Annotated in this window: 20 protein-coding genes; 12 read left to right on the plus strand and 8 right to left on the minus strand. The window is 63.1% G+C overall.

The features are described from left to right. Nucleotides 1–78 precede the first annotated feature (78 nt). Nucleotides 79–2391, plus strand: coding sequence for an NACHT domain-containing protein (locus tag IP92_RS12450; RefSeq protein WP_145875215.1), 2313 nt, complete (start codon nucleotides 79–81; stop codon nucleotides 2389–2391). Between the two features lie 68 nt (nucleotides 2392–2459). On the opposite strand, the gene IP92_RS12455 is transcribed toward IP92_RS12450, so the two are convergent. The 3 genes from IP92_RS12455 to flgA all read right to left on the minus strand — a co-directional run bounded on the left by IP92_RS12455 (nucleotide 2460) and on the right by flgA (nucleotide 4079). After that, nucleotides 2460–2927 carry a flagella synthesis protein FlgN gene (locus IP92_RS12455; protein ID WP_145875218.1) on the minus strand — a complete coding sequence of 156 codons (468 nt, stop codon included), beginning with the start codon at nucleotides 2925–2927 and terminating at the stop codon, nucleotides 2460–2462. Nucleotides 2928–2972: 45 nt separating this feature from the next. After that, the gene (flgM, locus tag IP92_RS12460; RefSeq protein WP_145875220.1) at nucleotides 2973–3278 is read right to left on the minus strand and encodes a flagellar biosynthesis anti-sigma factor FlgM; all 306 of its coding nucleotides are present in this window, start codon (nucleotides 3276–3278) and stop codon (nucleotides 2973–2975) included. Nucleotides 3279–3389: 111 nt separating this feature from the next. Then, nucleotides 3390–4079: a flagellar basal body P-ring formation chaperone FlgA gene (flgA, locus tag IP92_RS12465; protein WP_145875223.1), complete on the minus strand. Its 690-nt coding sequence runs from the start codon at nucleotides 4077–4079 to the stop codon at nucleotides 3390–3392. Nucleotides 4080–4240: 161 nt separating this feature from the next. Here flgA and flgB point away from each other — a divergent pair, with 161 nt between their 5' ends. The 11 genes from flgB to flgL all read left to right on the plus strand — a co-directional run bounded on the left by flgB (nucleotide 4241) and on the right by flgL (nucleotide 15085). Next, nucleotides 4241–4657, plus strand: a complete 417-nt coding sequence (gene flgB, locus IP92_RS12470; RefSeq protein WP_145875225.1) for a flagellar basal body rod protein FlgB — start codon at nucleotides 4241–4243, stop codon at nucleotides 4655–4657. An 11-nt stretch (nucleotides 4658–4668) separates the two neighbouring features. Continuing rightward, nucleotides 4669–5073 (plus strand): flagellar basal body rod protein FlgC, encoded by a 405-nt coding sequence (gene flgC / locus IP92_RS12475; protein ID WP_145875227.1) that lies wholly within the window; start codon nucleotides 4669–4671, stop codon nucleotides 5071–5073. 15 nt (nucleotides 5074–5088) lie between these two features. Further along, complete coding sequence (locus IP92_RS12480; protein ID WP_145875230.1) at nucleotides 5089–5778, plus strand: flagellar hook assembly protein FlgD; 690 nt, start codon at nucleotides 5089–5091, stop codon at nucleotides 5776–5778. 36 nt (nucleotides 5779–5814) lie between these two features. Further along, the gene (locus IP92_RS12485) at nucleotides 5815–7335 is read left to right on the plus strand and encodes a flagellar hook protein FlgE (RefSeq protein ID WP_145875231.1); all 1521 of its coding nucleotides are present in this window, start codon (nucleotides 5815–5817) and stop codon (nucleotides 7333–7335) included. A gap of 68 nt (nucleotides 7336–7403) precedes the next feature. Continuing rightward, nucleotides 7404–8147, plus strand: a complete 744-nt coding sequence (gene flgF / locus IP92_RS12490; protein WP_145875233.1) for a flagellar basal-body rod protein FlgF — start codon at nucleotides 7404–7406, stop codon at nucleotides 8145–8147. Nucleotides 8148–8206: 59 nt separating this feature from the next. Next, nucleotides 8207–8989 (plus strand): flagellar basal-body rod protein FlgG, encoded by a 783-nt coding sequence (gene flgG / locus IP92_RS12495; RefSeq protein ID WP_145875235.1) that lies wholly within the window; start codon nucleotides 8207–8209, stop codon nucleotides 8987–8989. Between the two features lie 9 nt (nucleotides 8990–8998). Further along, nucleotides 8999–9655 (plus strand): flagellar basal body L-ring protein FlgH, encoded by a 657-nt coding sequence (locus IP92_RS12500; protein WP_145875237.1) that lies wholly within the window; start codon nucleotides 8999–9001, stop codon nucleotides 9653–9655. Nucleotides 9656–9657: 2 nt separating this feature from the next. Next, nucleotides 9658–10773, plus strand: coding sequence for a flagellar basal body P-ring protein FlgI (locus IP92_RS12505; RefSeq protein WP_145875239.1), 1116 nt, complete (start codon nucleotides 9658–9660; stop codon nucleotides 10771–10773). 9 nt (nucleotides 10774–10782) lie between these two features. Next, nucleotides 10783–11703: a flagellar assembly peptidoglycan hydrolase FlgJ gene (gene flgJ, locus IP92_RS12510; RefSeq protein ID WP_145875241.1), complete on the plus strand. Its 921-nt coding sequence runs from the start codon at nucleotides 10783–10785 to the stop codon at nucleotides 11701–11703. 71 nt (nucleotides 11704–11774) lie between these two features. Then, complete coding sequence (flgK, locus tag IP92_RS12515) at nucleotides 11775–13841, plus strand: flagellar hook-associated protein FlgK (RefSeq protein ID WP_145875243.1); 2067 nt, start codon at nucleotides 11775–11777, stop codon at nucleotides 13839–13841. Between the two features lie 14 nt (nucleotides 13842–13855). Further along, nucleotides 13856–15085 carry a flagellar hook-associated protein FlgL gene (flgL, locus tag IP92_RS12520; RefSeq protein ID WP_145875245.1) on the plus strand — a complete coding sequence of 410 codons (1230 nt, stop codon included), beginning with the start codon at nucleotides 13856–13858 and terminating at the stop codon, nucleotides 15083–15085. Between the two features lie 19 nt (nucleotides 15086–15104). Here flgL and fliR read toward each other — a convergent pair whose 3' ends face one another. From fliR to fliN, 5 genes are read right to left on the minus strand one after another with little or no spacing between them, the layout of a single operon-like run. After that, nucleotides 15105–15932 (minus strand): flagellar biosynthetic protein FliR, encoded by an 828-nt coding sequence (fliR, locus tag IP92_RS12525; RefSeq protein ID WP_145875247.1) that lies wholly within the window; start codon nucleotides 15930–15932, stop codon nucleotides 15105–15107. A 21-nt stretch (nucleotides 15933–15953) separates the two neighbouring features. Then, nucleotides 15954–16223 (minus strand): flagellar biosynthesis protein FliQ, encoded by a 270-nt coding sequence (gene fliQ, locus IP92_RS12530; protein ID WP_145875250.1) that lies wholly within the window; start codon nucleotides 16221–16223, stop codon nucleotides 15954–15956. A gap of 7 nt (nucleotides 16224–16230) precedes the next feature. Next, complete coding sequence (fliP, locus tag IP92_RS12535; protein WP_145875253.1) at nucleotides 16231–16974, minus strand: flagellar type III secretion system pore protein FliP; 744 nt, start codon at nucleotides 16972–16974, stop codon at nucleotides 16231–16233. Further along, nucleotides 16964–17623, minus strand: coding sequence for a flagellar biosynthetic protein FliO (gene fliO, locus IP92_RS12540; RefSeq protein WP_229418742.1), 660 nt, complete (start codon nucleotides 17621–17623; stop codon nucleotides 16964–16966). The genes fliP and fliO overlap by 11 nt, the downstream gene beginning before the upstream one ends. Before the next feature lie 5 nt (nucleotides 17624–17628). Next, nucleotides 17629–18045, minus strand: coding sequence for a flagellar motor switch protein FliN (gene fliN, locus IP92_RS12545; RefSeq protein ID WP_145875257.1), 417 nt, complete (start codon nucleotides 18043–18045; stop codon nucleotides 17629–17631). Nucleotides 18046–18077: the final 32 nt, after the last annotated feature.

Genomic DNA, 18077 nt, shown 5'->3' on the forward strand with positions numbered 1-18077 from the left:
TCTTTGAAAAAAATAAATTGCAAGTGATTTCCGTTATATAATTTTAATTGAAAAATAGAAAATAAGGGGGGATTAGACTTGTCGAGTAAGAACGAGCACGCTGCGAACTTGGACTTCGAAAATGAGGTGAGGCGTATCGCTAGAGCGAAGTGGCCCGCTGCCCAGTTTGGTGGTGCAGCAATGCTAGACGGTCGAGAGCGCGATGGCATCTTCGAGACGGAAGAGTCCGTACATTTCATTGAGGCAACTGTATCCGCCAGTGCAAGCAAGGCGAAGGAAGATACTCGAAAACTGTTCCGATCGATTGTGGATCACAACAAACTGCAGGGTATGAAGAATGCGGTGGGATGGTTTGTGACAAAGGCAGAGCCTACAGCAGAGCAGAGAAAAGAAGTGCACGAGCAGGGCAAAGGGCAAGTGAGGGCGGTGTCGTACTCCCAGTTCCAGCAAAGCCTTATTGATGTGCGGGCGTACCTCTCGGCAAGGAAGCTTCATGGCTTCGGCAGTGTGCAGGATTTCGCATCTGGAGGTAAAAATCCTTCTATCTCTTTTGTGGAAATCGGCCTGACAAGTAAGGCCTTAGATGAGAACTACTTAGTAAATGACATACTTGAGGGCGCTCTTGAGGGAAACCATTTTGCGATAACGGGTCAATACGGTGCAGGTAAGAGCATGACCCTTAGGGAGCTCTTTTTCCGCCTCGAGGCGCGCTATATTCGTGGTGCAACCTCTAAGTTCCCTGTCTATATAAATTTGCGTGAACACTCTGGTCAACGTGATCCGGTGGAGCTTTTGGAGCGGCATGCGCGCAGCATTGGTTTCGAATCGCCCAGTTCGCTCATCCGAGCGTGGCGTGCAGGCTTTGTTGTACTCTTAGCGGATGGATTTGATGAGATTACGTCCCTAGGCGTGCAAGGCAGTTGGAAGAAGTTGAAAGATTTAAGAATGCGGTCTCTGGAAGGAGTCCGCAAACTACATCGCGAGAGCATCGGGACTGGTATCGTTGTAGGAGGAAGAAGTCACTACTTCGAAGATGACAGAGAGTTGTGTAATGCGCTAGGGTTGCATGAAGGACTAGTGTTGTCTCTCGATGAGTTCACAGAGACCCAAATGCGGAGCTTCCTGTCAAGGTTTCCAGGCGTTGAGCACGAAGGAGCGTTTCCACAGTGGCTGCCCACTAGACCACTCTTGCTTGGCTATCTTGCCTCGCGGGGACTCCTTTCTGAGCTTGGAGAAAATTCAGGGATGCCTGATGCTGTGGACGGTTGGGACTATTTGTTGGACCAGATTTACGAGCGGGAAGGACGGATCGAGACAAATCTGGATGGGCAGACGCTCCGGCGAATTCTTGAGCGGGCTGCTTCACTCGCACGTACAACTGAGGATGGTTTAGGCCCCATTACCCGTAGTGAGCTCTTCTCAGCCTTCACTGAAGTCTGCGGTTACGAGCCAGACGAGCAAGGGGTCCTTGCTATTCAACGCCTTCCAGGTCTCGGAATATATCGTGCGGAAGATGAAAGCAGGTGTTTCGTAGATGCTGAGCTGGCGGACGTGTGCAAGGGCAGAGAGGTAGTGCAATTTCTCGAGGCGCCCTTCGATATGGTAAAAAATCCTGGATGGGTCGGAGCAATGAATGCGTGTGACCGACCAATCAATGAAGTCGCGATAAACTTCGTCTTACGACGTCTTGAAATATCACACGATGCACGAGGAGTTATTCGTCAAGCTGTTGCGTTTTTAAATAGTCGTAGTGATTTGGCATGTGCTAGAGGCGATGTTGCTGTAATCTTGCTTACGGGTGAGCTACATCTAGATATTGCGTTCATCGTAAGCGAGGTGAATTTTGGCGCGCGGCTTGTTGAGTTTCATCCGCATATGCTTCCCCTGTCAAATATGCAGTTTTCGCATTGCTTATTTGATGGGGTTGTTTTAAATCCTGAGGTTGGGTCGAATAGCTTGCCGTATTTTGATAGCTGCCTCATTGAGCAGATTAGCGGCCGTGTCTCAAGTGACGACCTTCCGCGAGATAGAATAATGCACTCATGCGATATAGGTGGTTTTGATTCCGCTGCCACAGGTGCTGCGATCCGTGCCGTTAGGATGAGCGTGGGCGAGAAAGTACTTCTGATCACATTGCGGAAATTGTTTGTCCAGAGTCTTTCCGGGCGAGCTGAAAGTGCGCTTTATCGCGGACTAGATGTCGACGAGCGTAGGATGGTAGGCGATGTGCTTAGGATGCTAAAGAGGCACGAGCTCGCTGTAGAATACTCTCGAGGGGACGGGGTGATCTGGCTGCCAGTGAGAAAGGCGTTAACGAGAGTTAAACGCATACTTAGTGCGCCGAACGAATCGGGTGAGGAAGTTGTGCGCGATTGTAGAGCTATGGGATAAAAAGACGTGAGCTATAGTTAACAAAAAACCGGGCATTGCCCGGTTTTGTCATTGGCGCGGTGCGCTGGTCAGCCGGCGAGGAATCCGCGCGACGTCGTCGTGGTCGTCGTCCGTCCGCTCGGCCCATATACGGCACCGGCTTGCGACGGCGGCCGCAGCGCCTGCAGCGCGCCCTGCGTGTGCGACAGCTGTTTGTTGATCAGCATGCCGTTCAGGCGGTTCACTTCCTTCGCTTCGCGGGTCTGTTCCAGCACCGTGTTCCACAGCGCCTTGTCGTCGTCCGTGCCGTGCGCCGCCAGCCAGACTTCCATGCCCGCCTCGCGCGCCTCGAAGCCCGCGCTGCCCAGCGCCTTGTGGCGCTCCGTGGCCAGCACGGCCATCTGGTTGATCAGCTCCGCCTTGCGCGGGGTGACCTGTGCCAGCTGGTCGATGTCGGCCGCCACCAGGTACTGCTGCTCTTCCTTCAATACGTCCAGGAGGACGGTGATCAGGCGCTGCTCTTCGCGCAGCAGCAGGATGGGGGCGCCGTTATGCATGGTGGGCTTTCGCTAGTGCAGCGTGGTTGCCGCGTTATTGCCGCATCAGCGCTTGCGCGCGTGCAGCAGGTCCTTGACGGTGTCCAGCAGGCCATCCGCCACTTTTTCCGAGTTCACCTGGAACTGGCCATCGGCGATCGCCAGCTTGATGCGCTCGACTTTCTTCGTATCGAACACGGCGCCGCTGCTGTTGGCCGCCATGGCCTGGCCCTGGGCCGACAGCTTCACGCTTTCCGAGTTCGTCTGCGCGGAAGTCGTCGCCGCCGCTTTCTCGGCGGTACGGGCGTTGTTGGTCGTCGACGTCGACGTCGCCGGCAAGCCCGTGTTCTTCACTGAATCGTTGATTTTCACAGCATCTTCCTCGTCTGGTAGGAGTGGTTTACTCCGGTCTACGAGTCCTTTACGGCTGCGGCAACGCAAACTTTAGCGATGCCCGATGAATTTATTTTCATCACGCGCACGTCAGAAGGCGACTTCGACCAGGCCGCCGGCGCGCGCGATGCCGCTGACGTTCTGGCCGCCCGGCGTGCGCACCTGCACCACCTGGCCGTCGGCCGCGTTGCCGACCGCCTTGCCTTCCGCCGACACGCGGAACCCCGCGCCCGACGACACGAGCTTCACCTGCTGTCCCATCTGCACCACGGGCTTGCTGCGCAGCGTATCGAGCCGCAGCGGCGTGCCTGCCGAGATGGAAACATTGCTCGTTCGGCCAATCACCTGCGCCTTGTCGGTGGCAATGGACGCCGGCAGCGTCGCCAGGTCGCCCTGCATCGTCACCAGCTGCGTTTCCAGGATCGGCTGGCCTTGCGACAGCGGCGTGCTGGCGGCGATGTAGTTGCCCAGGACGGAAACCGTCGCCTGAATATACACCGTCCATGGCGACGGCGCGGTGCACCGCACGCCCACGGTCGTCTTGCCCCACGCTTTACTGCCGGGCATCAGGAACGCTTCCGGCGCCGGGCACGCGGCCAGCTTCATGCGTTGATCGATATTGCCGACGGCGACCGTCACCTTGCCGGGCAAGCCGGCCGTCTGCACCTGCAGGAACTGGTCGACGGTCTGGCGCAGCACGGCCGGCTCCATGGCGGCCGATTGGGCAACCGCGGCAACCGGTGCAAGCAGGACGGCGAGAGCGAAGAGCGCTGGTTTCATGGTGAGGTTCAGGCAAGAACAGGCTGTGAATGCTCGCCATCTTACGCGTGCGAGGCGCCGCGAAAGCGGGGAATAGGGCGGGAAAGCCCATGCTTATTACCCGATCATTTGCCGTGCGGCATCCGTATGATCGATCCTGTCACCGATGGAAGGATGCCGTCATGTTAGGGAAACTCGACAATCACCTGCGCTTCAACGAGCTGGCGCTGAGCCTGCGCTCGACGCGCCAGAGCGTGCTGGCGTCGAACATCGCCAACGCGGATACGCCGAACTACAAGGCGCGCGACATCGACTTCACGTCGGCGCTGCAGGCCGCGCTGAGCAATACGGCGCAGACGGGCACGCTGAAGACGACGGCCGCGAAGCATTTTCCGACCCCTCCGCAAGACGGCAGCACGCTGCCCGACGGCACGCCGCTGTTGTACCGCGGCGTGGTGCAGGGCGCCGTCGACGGCAACACCGTCGACATGGACGTCGAACGCAACCAGTTCGCCGACAACGCGCTGCGCTATGAGGCGGGCGTCACCTTCATCAACAGCCAGATCAAGGGTCTGCTGACCGCGATCCAAGGACAGTAAAGGAAACGCCCATGTCACTGTTTTCCATCTTTAACGTGTCGGGCTCGGCGATGAGCGCGCAGGCCCAGCGCCTGAACGTCGTCGCCAGCAATCTCGCCAACGCGGACAGCGCCACCAGCGCCAGCGGCGAAGCGTACCGCGCCAAACAGGTCGTGTTCGAGGCGACCCCCACCGCAGACAACACCGCGACCGGCGTCAAGGTGCAGCAGGTGATCGAGGACCCGTCGCCGATGAAGCAGGTGTACGACCCGAAGAACCCGCTGGCCGACGAGAAGGGCTATGTAACGATGCCGAACGTGAACGCGGTCGACGAGATGGTCAACATGCTGTCGGCGTCGCGCTCGTACCAGAACAATGTCGAAACGATGAACGCGGCAAAAAGCCTGCTGCTGAAAACCCTGACCATCGGTCAATAACAGGAATAAACCATCATGGCCGTCGCCTCCACCAGCACCACCACCAACAGCACCGGCGCATCGCAGGCGCTGCTCGATTCGATGAACACGAAGTCGACCAAGGCCAGCGCGACTTCCGCCGACGCTGACAAGTTCATGACGCTGCTGATCACGCAGCTGAAGAACCAGGACCCGCTGAACCCGCTCGACAACGCGCAGGTGACGAGCCAGCTGGCGCAACTGAACACGGTTACGGGCGTGAACAAGCTGAACGAAACGCTCGAGTCGCTGAAGGCCGATTACGCGGCATCGACGTCGGCACAGGCCGTCAACCTGATCGACCATGGCGTGCTCGCCGCCGGCAACGGCATGACGGTCTCGGAAGGCAAGGCGATCTTCGGCGTCGAGCTGGGCTCGTATGCGGACAGCCTGCAGATCGACGTGAAGGACAGTGCCGGGAAAGTGGTGCACTCGATCACGATGAACAAGGTCGACGCGGGCGTGCTGCCGCTGGCGTGGGATGGCAAGCTGTCCGACGGCAAGACCACCGCGGACGGCAAGTACTCGCTCGTCGTCACCGCGACTGCCGCGGGCAAGACGCTGACCGACGCGAAACCGCTGACGTTCGGCACCGTCGCCAGCGTGTCGACGGGCCCGACCGGCGCGAAACTGAACGTTCCATCCATCGGCCAGTTGACGATGGACGATATCAAGCAAGTCCTGTAACACCACTTGTAGCCCACATTTTTCACAGAGGACACCATGTTCCAGCAAGGTCTTTCCGGTCTGAACGCCGCTTCCAAGTCGCTCGACGTCATCGGCAACAACGTCGCCAATGCCAGCACCGTGGGCTTCAAGAGCACGGAGGCGCAGTTCGCCGACCTGTACGCCAACTCCCTGAACGGCGTTGCCGGCACGCGAGCCGGCATCGGCGTGACGGTGGCGCGCCTGGCCCAGCAGTTCACGCAGGGCAATATCGAAACGACCAATAACCCGCTGGACATCTCGATCAACGGCGACGGCTTCTTCCGCATGAGCGTCGACGGCGCGATCCAGTACACCCGCAACGGCCAGTTCCTGCTCGACAAGACGGGCACGATCATCAATGCGCAGGGCGCGGCGCTGACGGGCTACCTGACCAACAAGGATGGCGTGATCCTGCAGGGTGCGCCTGTGCCGCTGAAGATCGACATGTCGGATCTGCCGCCCGTCGAAACGACGGAAGCGAACTTCCAGATCAACCTGAGCTCCACGTCGACGCTGCCGAAGAAGAGCCCGTTCGACGCATCCGATCCGGAAACCTACACGAAGCAGACGGTCATTCCGGTGTACGACTCGCTGGGCAACCAGCACACGATGGGCATCTACTACGTCAGCCGCGGTTCGGGTGACTGGGACGTATATGCTGCTAACGACGGCGTGCAAGTCGATTCGAAAGCGGTGATGACGGCGGCCGCCGCGGATGCGACGATCACGACGGCACGAGGCGATTATCTGAAGGCAATCGCGGCGGGTGTCAACGATAACGGTGAGATTACCAACGCCCGCGCGGCCTACGTCAACGCGCTGAGTGCCAATATCACTGGGCAGTTGACTGCTCTCGGCAATGTCCCACAACGTGTGCTGGACGCGGTTGCCAATGTAACCACCGCACAGCTGGCCAACGGAAGCGCCACGCCGGAAACGATCGATGCGGCGTTCCAGGCGGCCGTCAATGTACCGGCTCAGAAGATCGGTTCGCTTGCGTTCTCGACGAGCGGCCAGCTGGACACCACCAACAGCATGACGTTGCCGGTGACAATCAACCTGCCGATTTTCCCCGACAACGGTGCCGAACTGACGATGCATATCGCCACGACGTTCAACGGCACCACGCAATACGGCTCGGCGACGAGCGAAAAGAACTCGACCCAGAACGGCTACGCCGCGCAAAGCCTGGTGCGCTTCGCCACGGATGCGAACGGCGTGATTCAGGGCCAGTACAGCGAAGGCGCATCGCGCGCGCTGGGGCAGGTCGTGCTGGCGGACTTCGCCAGCGTCGACAACCTGATCCCGCTCGGTAACAACATGTGGTCCGAGAGCTCCGGTTCCGGCGTGCCGCGCATCGGCACGGCGGGCGAGGGCGGCTTCGGCCAACTGCGCGCGGCGTCCGTCGAATCGTCGAACGTCGACCTGACCGAGCAGCTCGTCGACATGATCACGGCGCAGCGCGTCTACCAGGCCAATGCGCAGACGATCAAGACCGAGGATTCGATCCTGCAAACGCTCGTCAACCTGCGCTAATCGGGCAGTTGATCACGGCCGCGGTGAAACGCGGCCGTGTTGCCGCATCTTTTCAAGAGGAGTCAGCCATGGACCGCCTGATCTACACGGCGATGACCGGCGCCAGGCACATCCTGGACCAGCAAGCCACCACGTCGAACAACCTTGCCAACGCGACCACGACGGGCTTTCGCGCCCAGCTCGACACGTTCCGTGCCGTGCCCGTGGTCTCGGAAGGGCTGCCCACGCGCACCTTCGTTGTCGACAACACGATCGGCGCGGACTTCCGCGCCGGGCCGATCGAAACGACGGGCCGGGCGATGGACGTGGCGGTCCGCGGCGAAGGCTGGTTCGCCGTGCAGTCGGCGGACGGCTCCGAAGCCTATACTCGCAACGGCAGCTTCAAGGTCAGCGAGAACGGCCTGCTGCAGACCAGTAACGGCCTGACCCTGCAAGGCGAGAACGGGCCGATCGCGATCCCGCCGAACACGGACGTGGCGATCTCAGCGGACGGCACCGTCAGTGGCATCGACACGAACCAGTTGCAGCCGGGGCCGGCCAATGTGCTGGGCCGCCTGAAGCTCGTCAATCCGCCCGTCGCCCAGCTGGTGCGCGGCGACGACGGCCTGTTCCGCCAGCAGTCCGGCCAGGTCGCGCAAGCCGATCCGGCCGTCCGCGTCGCCGACGGTTGCCTGGAGGGCAGCAACGTCAATCCGGTCGATGCGATGGTCAACATGATCTCCCTGGCAAGGTCGTTCGAAACGCAGATGAGCCTGCTGAAGAACGCCGAGAATAACGCCGCGAAAGCCAGCCAGATCCTCGCTTTGAATTGATCCCCCGCGCCGCATAATGCTTTCGTGGATGAAAGCCCGACAGGGCAGGGAGAAAGCAGATGATACGTTCGCTGTGGATTGCCAAGACCGGCATGGAAGCGCAACAGACCCAGATGGATACTGTTGCGAACAACCTGGCCAACGTCAGCACCAACGGTTTCAAGAAATCGCGCGCGGTCTTTGAAGACCTGCTGTACCAGAACGTGCGCCAGCCCGGCGCCAACTCGTCGCAGCAAACGCAGCTGCCCTCCGGCATGCAGATCGGCACGGGCGTGCGCCCCGTCACGATCGAGCGCATCCATACCCAGGGCAATCCCCAGGCGTCCGGCAACGACAAGGACCTGATGGTCAACGGCAACGGCTTCTTCACCGTGCTGCTGCCGGACGGGACCACCGGGTACACGCGCGACGGCTCGTTCCAGCGCGATAACAACGGCCAGATGGTCACTTCCAGCGGCTACGTGCTGCAGCCGCCGATCACCATTCCGATCAATGCCGACCAGATCAACGTCGGCAAGGACGGCACCGTGTCCGTCCAGCTGCCCGGCCAGGCCGCGGCACAGCAAATCGGCTCGCTGCAACTGGCCACGTTCATCAACCCGACCGGCCTGCAGTCGATCGGCGAGAACCTGTACGTCGAAACGGGCGCTTCCGGAGCGGCGCAGGTCAACCAGCCGGGCACCAACGGCACCGGCGTGATCCTGCAAGGCTATGTCGAGACGTCCAACGTCAACGTCGTCGAAGAGATGGTCAACATGATCCAGACGCAGCGCGCCTACGAGATCAACAGCAAGGCCATCACCACGTCCGACCAGATGCTGCAACGCCTGACGCAGCTGTAAGAGCGCACCATGAGACACGCATCCTTCCTCCTCGCCGCCGCCGCGCTCGCACTGGCCGGCTGCGCCAGCGAACCGTCGACGATCGTTGCCGGCCCGACCACGGCGCGCCCGATCCCCGTGCCCGCGACCGCGGCGCCGGCCAACGGCTCGATCTACCAGGCGCAGTCGTTCCGCCCCGTGTTCGAAGACCGCCGCGGCCGCATGGTGGGCGACATCATCAACGTCGTCATCACCGAGCGCACCACGGCGAACAAGAACGGCACCAGCTCGGCCAGCAAGAAGGGTGGCGTCGGCTTCGGCGTGCCGGGCCCGCTGCAAGGCCGCTTCGGCGCCAACATCGCGACGGAGACGAACAACAATTACTCGGATGCGGCCGCGCAATCGGCCAGCAACGCGTTTTCCGGCACGCTGGGCGTGACGGTGGTCGAAGTGCTGCCGAACGGGAACCTGGTGATCGCCGGCGAGAAGCAGGTCGCGATGGACAAGGGCACCGAGTTCATCCGCATCTCCGGCGTCGTCAATCCGGACACGATCGGCGCCGGCAACTCGGTGCCGTCGACGGCGATCGCCGATGCCCGGGTCGAATACCGCACCAATACGCACCTGGACCGCTCCGAACTGACGTCGATGGCGTCGCGGTTCTTCATGAGCCTCCTGCCGTTCTGATCATGAATAAGCTCCTTGCCTCGCTTGCCCTGGGACTCGGCCTGCTGGCCCCACTGGCCCAGGTCGCCCATGCCGAACGCCTGAAGGACCTCGTGTCGATCGCCGGCGTGCGGGAAAACCAGCTGCTGGGGTATGGCCTCGTCGTCGGCCTGGACGGCAGCGGCGACCAGACCACGCAAACCCCGTTCACCGTGCAAAGCGTCGCGTCGATGCTGCAGCAGCTGGGCGTCACGCTGCCGTCGGGCACCAGCCTGCAACTGAAGAACGTCGCCGCCGTGATGGTCACGACGTCGCTGCCGCCGTTCGCGCAGCCGGGCCAGCAGCTGGACGTTACCGTCTCGTCGCTCGGCAATGCGCGCAGCCTGCGCGGCGGCACGCTCCTGATGACGCCGCTGAAAGGCGCCGACGGCCAGGTGTACGGCATGGCGCAGGGCAATCTCGTCGTCGGCGGTGTCGGTGGCCAGGCGCCGGGCGGCGGCGCATCGACCGTCGTCAACCACCTGTCTGTCGGCCGCATCAGCAACGGCGCCACCGTCGAGCGCGCGGTGCCGACGGCGCTGGGCGACGGCGGCCAGATCCGCCTGGAACTGAAGAATGCGGACTTCGCGACGACGAGCCGGGTCGTCACGGCCATCAACGAGCGCTACGGTGCCGGCGTCGCCTACGCGCTGGACGGCCGCGTGATCCGCGTGACGGCACCGTCCGCATCGGACCAGCGCGTCACGTTCATCGGCCAGCTGGAAGAGCTGGACGTACGCCCGGCCGCGCTGGCCGCGAAGGTGATCATGAACGCCCGCACGGGTTCCGTCGTGATGAACCAGGCCGTCACATTGCAGACCTGCGCAGTCTCGCACGGCAACCTTCAGGTGTCGGTCTCGGCCGATGCACAGGTCAGCCAGCCGAACCCGCTGTCGGGTGGCCAGACGACGGTGACGCAGCGCGGCAACGTCGACATCCAGCAGGCACCCGGCAAGGTGCTGATGGTGCAGGGCGGCGCGCAACTGGCCGACGTCGTCAAGGCGCTGAATGCGATCGGCGCGTCGCCGCAGGACCTGCTGGCGATCCTGCAGGCGATGAAGGCCTCGGGCGCGCTGCGCGCCGAACTTGAAATCATCTAAGGGCCAGCCATGATCCGCCAGACCAGCACCCCCACCGATCTTTCCGCCAACCTCGCGCTGGACAGCAAGGGCCTGGCCGAGTTGCGCCAGGGCGCGAAGGCCGGCTCGCCGGAGGCGTTGAAGACGGCGTCCACGCAGTTCGAGGCCATGTTTGTCGGCATGATGTTGAAGAGCATGCGCGACGCGACGCCGCAGGATGGCTTGCTGGACAACTCGCAGACGAAGATGTTCACGACGATGCTGGACCAGCAGACGAGCCAGAACATCGCGAAGAAGGGCATGGGCCTGGCCGACGTGCTGGTGCGGCAATTGTCGAAGACGACCGGCATCCAGCCGAACGACACGGAAGTGCCCGACGGCGGCTTCACCCGCGCGATGCTGGACGCGGCCAAGCTGCAGCGTTCGATCGACGCGGCCGGCGGCAGCGGCGCCGCGGACGCGGCCACGACCTCCACGCCGAGTACGTCGCGCCATGCCCACGTGCGAGCCTTCCAGGACAAGCTGTCCAGCCACGCCGAGGAAGCGTCGCGCGCCACCGGCATCCCCGCCAAGTTCATGCTGGGCCAGGCGGCGCTGGAGAGCGGCTGGGGCCGCCGCGAGATCAAGGGTGCGGACGGCACCAACAGCTACAACCTGTTCGGCATCAAGGCCGGCAGCGACTGGAAGGGCAAGACGGTGGACGTGACCACCACCGAATACGTGAACGGCCGCCCCCAGCGCAAGGTCGAGCGCTTCCGCGCCTACGACAGCTATGCGGACAGCTTCAAGGATTACGCGAAACTGATCACCGACAACCCCCGCTACGAAAAAGTGCTGGCCAGTGCGGGCGACGCAACGGCGTTTGCGCGGGGCTTGCAGAAGGCCGGCTACGCGACCGATCCGAACTACGCGACGAAACTGGCGACCATTATCAAGAAGACATTGGCGTGAGGCGGACGGGCCCCCATGTCAAGTTTCCGGCATCATTGCCGTAAACCGGAAGAGAACAGGAAAATGACAGCATGAGCAACCTCCTCAGCATCGGACGTACCGGCCTGCTGGCAGCCCAGACGGGTCTTGCCACGACGGGTCACAACATCACGAATGCGAGCGTGGCCGGCTATACGCGGCAGGGTGTCGTGCAATCGACGTTGCCGCCGCTGAACCAGGGTGTCGGTTACATCGGCAGCGGCACCCAGGTTGCCCAGATCAAACGTTATTACGACGATTTCCTGAACAAGCAGTTGATGAACGCGCAGGCCACGCAGGGCTCGACCGATGCGTACCTGAGCCAGATTTCGCAGATCGACAATATGCTGTCGGACTCGACGATCGGCCTGTCGCCGGCGCTGCAGGACTTCTTCCGCGGCGTGCAGACGGCCAACTCGACGCCGGCGCTGCAATCGTCGCGCGAATCGATGCTGTCGTCCGGCGAGACGCTGGCGGCGCGCTTCCACGAGGTATCCGGCCGCTTGCAGGAATTGCAGGACGGCGTCAACACGTCCGTCACGAACACCGTCAACGGCATCAACGAATACGCGCGCACGATCGCTGACCTGAACCGCAAGATCGCGACGGCGACGATGGACCCGCTGAACCCGCCGAACGACCTGCTGGACCAGCGCGATCAGCTGATCCGCGAGCTGAACATCCAGGTCAAGGTCAACGTGATCCCGTCGGACAACAACATGCTGACCGTGACGTTCGGTTCCGGCCAGCCCCTCGTCGTCGGCACCCAGGCGCTGGAAATGGCCGCGGTGCAATCGCCGACCGATCCGGGCCGCATGGTCGTCGCGTATCCCGCGTCCGGCCGCAGCACGATCATCTCGGACCAGGCATTTGCCGGCGGCGCACTGGGCGGCTTCCTCGACTTCCGCCGCGAAACGCTGGACCGCGTGCAGAACGAGATCGGCCTTGTCGCGGCCGGCATGGCCGATTCGTTCAACGACCAGCACCGGCTGGGGCAGGACCTGAACGGCGACCCGGGCCTGGACTTCTTCAAGCCGGTCAAGGGCTATGTGGGCTACGACACGCGCAACTCGCCGAACAGCACCGGCACGATCGACGTGACGATCAGCGACGCGAAGGCGCTGACGGGCAAGGACTACGACCTGACGTTCGCGAACGGCCGGTACACGGTCACGCGTTCGGACGGCGGCAAGGTGGTTCTGACGGACGGCAATGGCACCCCGTTCCCTGAGCCGGACACGGCATCGTTCGATCCCGCCACGGTACCTCAGCCGATCACGTTCGACGGCGTCACGATGACGCTGGCCGGTGCGCCGGCCGAAGGCGACCACATCCAACTGCGCCCGACGTACACGGCGGCCGCCAACTTCGACGTGGCGATCACGGACTACCGCAAGATCGCGCTGGCCGCGCCGATCGCGACGGGCCCGGGGACGGCCAACACGGGGCGCGGTTCGATCAGCGTCGGCACCGTCGACGAGGAATACCTGGGCCACCAGCTCGCATCGAACGTGACGCTCACGTTCAACAAGGTGCCCGATCCGGCCGATCCGACGAAGACGATCGACGTACTGCAAGGCCTGCCGGCGGACAAGGAAATCACCGTGCGCGATGCGCAGGGCAAGCTGCTCGATACCTATCCTGTCGGGACCACCGAGATTCCTTACCGGGCGGGGACGACAATCGGCATTGGCGAGCCGGAGGCCACGACACCGCCGAAATTGTTTGGCGCCAGCTTTACGATCTCGGGAGAACCCGCGGCGGGCGACACGTTCTTCATCGGCCCGAACACGGGCGGCGTCGGCGACAACCGCAACGGCGTGCTGCTGGCAGGGCTGCAGACGAAGAACATCCTGAACAACGGCACGGCCACGTACCAGGGCGCCTACGCGGCCACGGTCAACTACGTGGGCAACAAGACGCGCGAGAAGCAGGTGGGCAGCGCGGCCAGCGAGACGGCCGTCACCCAGGCGCTCGCGAACCAGCAAAGCGTGTCCGGTGTGAACCTGGACGAGGAAGCGGCCGACCTGCTGCGCTACCAGCAGGCTTACCAGGCCGCCGGCAAGGTGATGCAGGTGGCGGGGCAGTTGTTCGACACGCTGCTGCAGATCGCACAATAAAGACGAGGAAGAAGATGGTCGCCCGTATCAGCACCAACATGATCTACGACCGCGGCGTGACGCAATTGTCGACGCTGCAATCGAACCTGTTGCGCACGCAGCTGCAGCTGTCGACGGGCCGCCGTGTGCTGACGCCGGCGGACGATCCGGTGGCCTCGGCGCGCTCGCTGGAGGTGACGCAGTCGCAGCAGATGAACGAGCAATTCTCGCTGAACCGGCAGACGGCCCGCTCGTCGCTGGACCAGGTGGACACGGTGCTGCAATCGGTTGGCGACGTCTACACGGACATCCAGGACACGCTGCTGCAAGCGGGTAACCCGGCGCTGTCGCCGGCCGACCGCGAGGCGCTGGCCGTCGACCTCGAGGCCAGCATGAAGGACTTGCTGGGCCTGGCCAACACGGCCGACGGTACCGGCAACTACCTGTTCTCGGGCTACAAGTCGACGACGCTGCCGTTCGCGCTGACGGCCAGCGGCGCCACGTACTACGGCGACCAGGGCCAGCGCGAGCTGCGCGTAGGCGCCACGCGCACGCTGCCGATCAGCGCATCGGGCAGCGAGGTGTTCGAACAAAACATCACGGGCAACGGTAACTTCCTGACGAAGCCGGATCCCGCCAACAAGGGTAACGGCATCATCTCGCCCGGCACGGTCGTGGATGCGGTCGCGCGCCAGCAGCACACTGCCGACACCTATTCGATCAGTTTCACGAAGGATGCCACCACGGGTCTCGTGCAATACTCGGTCAACAACGATACGACGAGCACGCCCGTCGTCGGGCCGGTCGACTTCAAGTCGGGCGAGCCGATCACGTTCGATGGCATTTCGTTCAACGTGACGGGCGCGCCGGAAGACCTGGACAAGTTCACCGTCGAGCCGAGCAAGAACCAGTCCGTGTTCGAGACGGTGCACAACGCGATCACGGCGCTGCGCACGGCGGGCACCGGTCCCATCGCGAATTCCAAGCTGACCAATGCGCTGAACGAGGCGAACCAGAACATGCGCAACGCGGCGGACAACGTGCTGTCCGTGCTGGCCACCGTGGGCGCGCGCGGCAAGGAGCTCGATTACCTGGACAGCTCGGGTTCCGAATTCGACATCCAGTACAAGGCGCAGATTTCCGACCTCGTCGAAGTGGACCCGATCGAAGCGGCTTCCCGCTTCGCCCAGCAGACGACGAACCTGCAGGCGGCCCAGCAGACGTTCAAGACGGCCACCAGTCTGTCCCTCTTCAACTACATCTGACCCGGCGCCACCGATCCGCTCAGCGCGCCGCCGGCGGCTGTGGCCGCGGCGGTACGTTTCCTTGTCCCTGCAATGCCCGCGGAACCAGTTGCGCCTTCTCGGCGCCCTGGCCCAGCAGGTTGACGATCGGCGCCGCCAGGTAGGGCAGGGAGATCATCAGCACGAGGAAGCCCGCGCCCAGCGTGATCGGGAATCCGATGCCGAACAGGTTCAGCTGCGGCGCCGCGCGCGTCAGGATGCCCAGCGCCACGTTGGCGATCAACAGCGCGGCCACGACCGGCAGCGACAGCTGCAGCCCCGCCGAGAAAATCTTCGCGCCCCACAGCGCCAGGTCCCAAAAGCCGCCGCCGTGGAACAGCCGGCTGGAAATTGGCAGCGTGACGAAGCTTTCGGCCAGCGCCTCGAGCAGCAGCAGGTGCACGTTGGCGACGAGGAAGGTCAGCGTCGCGATCCACGCCAGAAATTGCGAGATGGCCGACGAGCGGCCCTGTGACATCGGGTCGAAGAAGCTGGCGAAGCCCAGGCCCATCGTCAGGCTGCTGATCTCGCCGGCCATCTCGACGGCGGCAAACACGAGCCGCATCGCAAAGCCCATCGCCACGCCGGTGATCAATTCCTTCGCGAGGATCAGGATGCCTTCCCACGATGCCGGATCGGTGGCCGGCACGGCCGGCACCAGCGGCGCGATCGCGATGGCGACGACGACGCCGAAGCCCAGCCGCGCGGTGCGGGGAATGCGCGCATTGCCGAACACAGGGGAGGCGGCGATCAGCCCGAGCACGCGGGTCAACGGCCAGATGAAGCCGGCGATCCACGTGTTGATCTCGGCCGCGGTCAGGTACAGCATTGGTGCGGGTACCGGCGCGTGTCAGCCGACGAGGTTCGGGATGCCGCCGAAGATCTCGCGCATGTAGTCGGTCATCACGGAGATCATCCACGGCCCGGCCACGACAAGCGCGACGAACACGCCGACGAGTTTCGGGATGAACGACAGCGTCGATTCGTTGATCTGCGTGGCGGCCTGGAAGATCGACACGACGAGGCCGATCACGAGCGCCACCAGCAGCAGCGGCGCGGCCACCATCAAGGTTACCTCCATCGCGTGGCGGCCCATCGTCATCACGGTTTCCGGCGTCATGGTCTTCCTAGTAGAAACTCTGGGACAGCGAGCCCAGCAGCAGTTGCCAGCCGTCGACGAGCACGAACAGCATCAGTTTGAACGGCAGCGAGATCACGGCCGGCGACATCATCATCATGCCCATCGACATCAGCACGGAGGCCACCACCATGTCGATGATCAGGAACGGAATGAAGATCGCAAAGCCGATCTGGAACGCCGTCTTCAGTTCGCTCGTGATGAAGGCCGGCACGAGGATGCGCATCGGCACGTCTTCCGGGCCCTGCAGCGCGGGGCTGCGCGAAATCTTGACGAACAGCGCCAGGTCAGCCTGCCGCGTCTGCTTGAGCATAAAGCTCTTCAATGGCGCCGAACCCTTGTCGATCGCCTGCAGCATCGTGATCTGGTTCGTCTGCAGCGGCTGCCACGCTTCCGTGTAGATGCGGTCGAACGTGGGGCCCATCACGAAGAACGTCAGGAACAGCGCGAGGCCCACCATCACCTGGTTCGGCGGCGCCGTCTGCGTGCCCATCGCCTGGCGCAGGAGCGACAGCACGATCACGATCCTGGTAAAGCCCGTCATCATCAGCAGCACGGCGGGCAGGAACGTCAGCGCCGTCATCAGGATCAGCGTCTGCAGCGTCAGCCCGTACTGGGTGCCGCCGCCGGGGGCGGGGGCGCTGGTGAAGGCGGGAATGGTCGGCTCGGCGGCGGCCAGCAAAGGCAGCAGCAAGCCGCACGCGGCCAGCGCGCGCGTCGATTTACTTGCCATTACGTTTTTCGATGGTTTGTTTGAACCATTCCGAGAAATTGGTGGCCGGCAGCGGCTGCTGCCCGGCCAGGTCGGCGGGATCGGCCTGCTGGCGCGGCAGCGTGGCCAGCGCGTTCATCCGGCCCGGCGATGCGCCGACAACGATCCACTGGTCGCCGACCTCGACGACGAGAATGCGTTCGCGCGCCCCGACCGACAGGGCGCCGACGAGCTTGACGGCGGTGCCGCCGGTGATGGTCCGCGGTCCGAAGCGCTTGAGCATCCACGCGAGGCCGACGAGGATCGCCAGCACGAACACGAGCGCGACGACCGTCTGCACGAGGCTGCCCGCGGCGGTCGGCGCATTCGCCAGCTGCGCGGGCGCATTCGAACGGGCGCCGGCCAGCGCGGCCTGTTGTTCCGGTGTCGCCGCAGGCGGCGTGGCCGTGGCCGGCTCGACCGCGTCCGGCGCCGGCGCATCGGCCGGTACCGTCGTCGCGGGCTCGCCCGCTTTCACGGGCGCCACGGTGCGGTTGGTGGGGTTGGTGACGACGGGAGTGGTCGGGGATTGTGCGGATTGCTGGGCCTGCGCAGGCAGCGCAAGGAGACCGGCCAGCGCAGCGCCGAAGAGCTGCGCGGCAAGCACGGCGGAAACGGAAGCACGCTTCATGTAAATCATTTATTCAGTTTGCGGATGCGTTCCGACGGCGTGATGATGTCGGTGAGGCGGATACCGAACTTGTCGTTGACGACCACCACCTCGCCTTGGGCGATCAGGCAGCCGTTCACGAGCACGTCCATCGGCTCGCCGGCCAGGCCGTCGAGCTCGACCACCGAGCCCTGCGCCAGTTGCAGCAGGTTCTTGATGGCGATCTTCGTGCGACCCAGTTCCACCGTCAGCTGGACGGGGATGTCGAGGATGAAGTCGATGTCGTTATGGGTTTCCGTCTTGGTCGCCGTCTTCGAGAAATCCTTGAACACGGCGGCCGTGGCGGCTTCCTTCTGCAGCGCCTCGGCCTCGGCCTTCGCCTGTTCGGCGATCGCCGCGCCCCAATCGTCGTCGAGGCTTTGGTCGTCTTGATTGTCCGCCATGATGTGCTCCTGCTTGCTTGCTGAGTTACTTG

The sequence above is a fragment of the Pseudoduganella flava genome (assembly GCF_007830495.1).
Lineage (GTDB): Bacteria > Pseudomonadota > Gammaproteobacteria > Burkholderiales > Burkholderiaceae_D > Rugamonas > Rugamonas flava.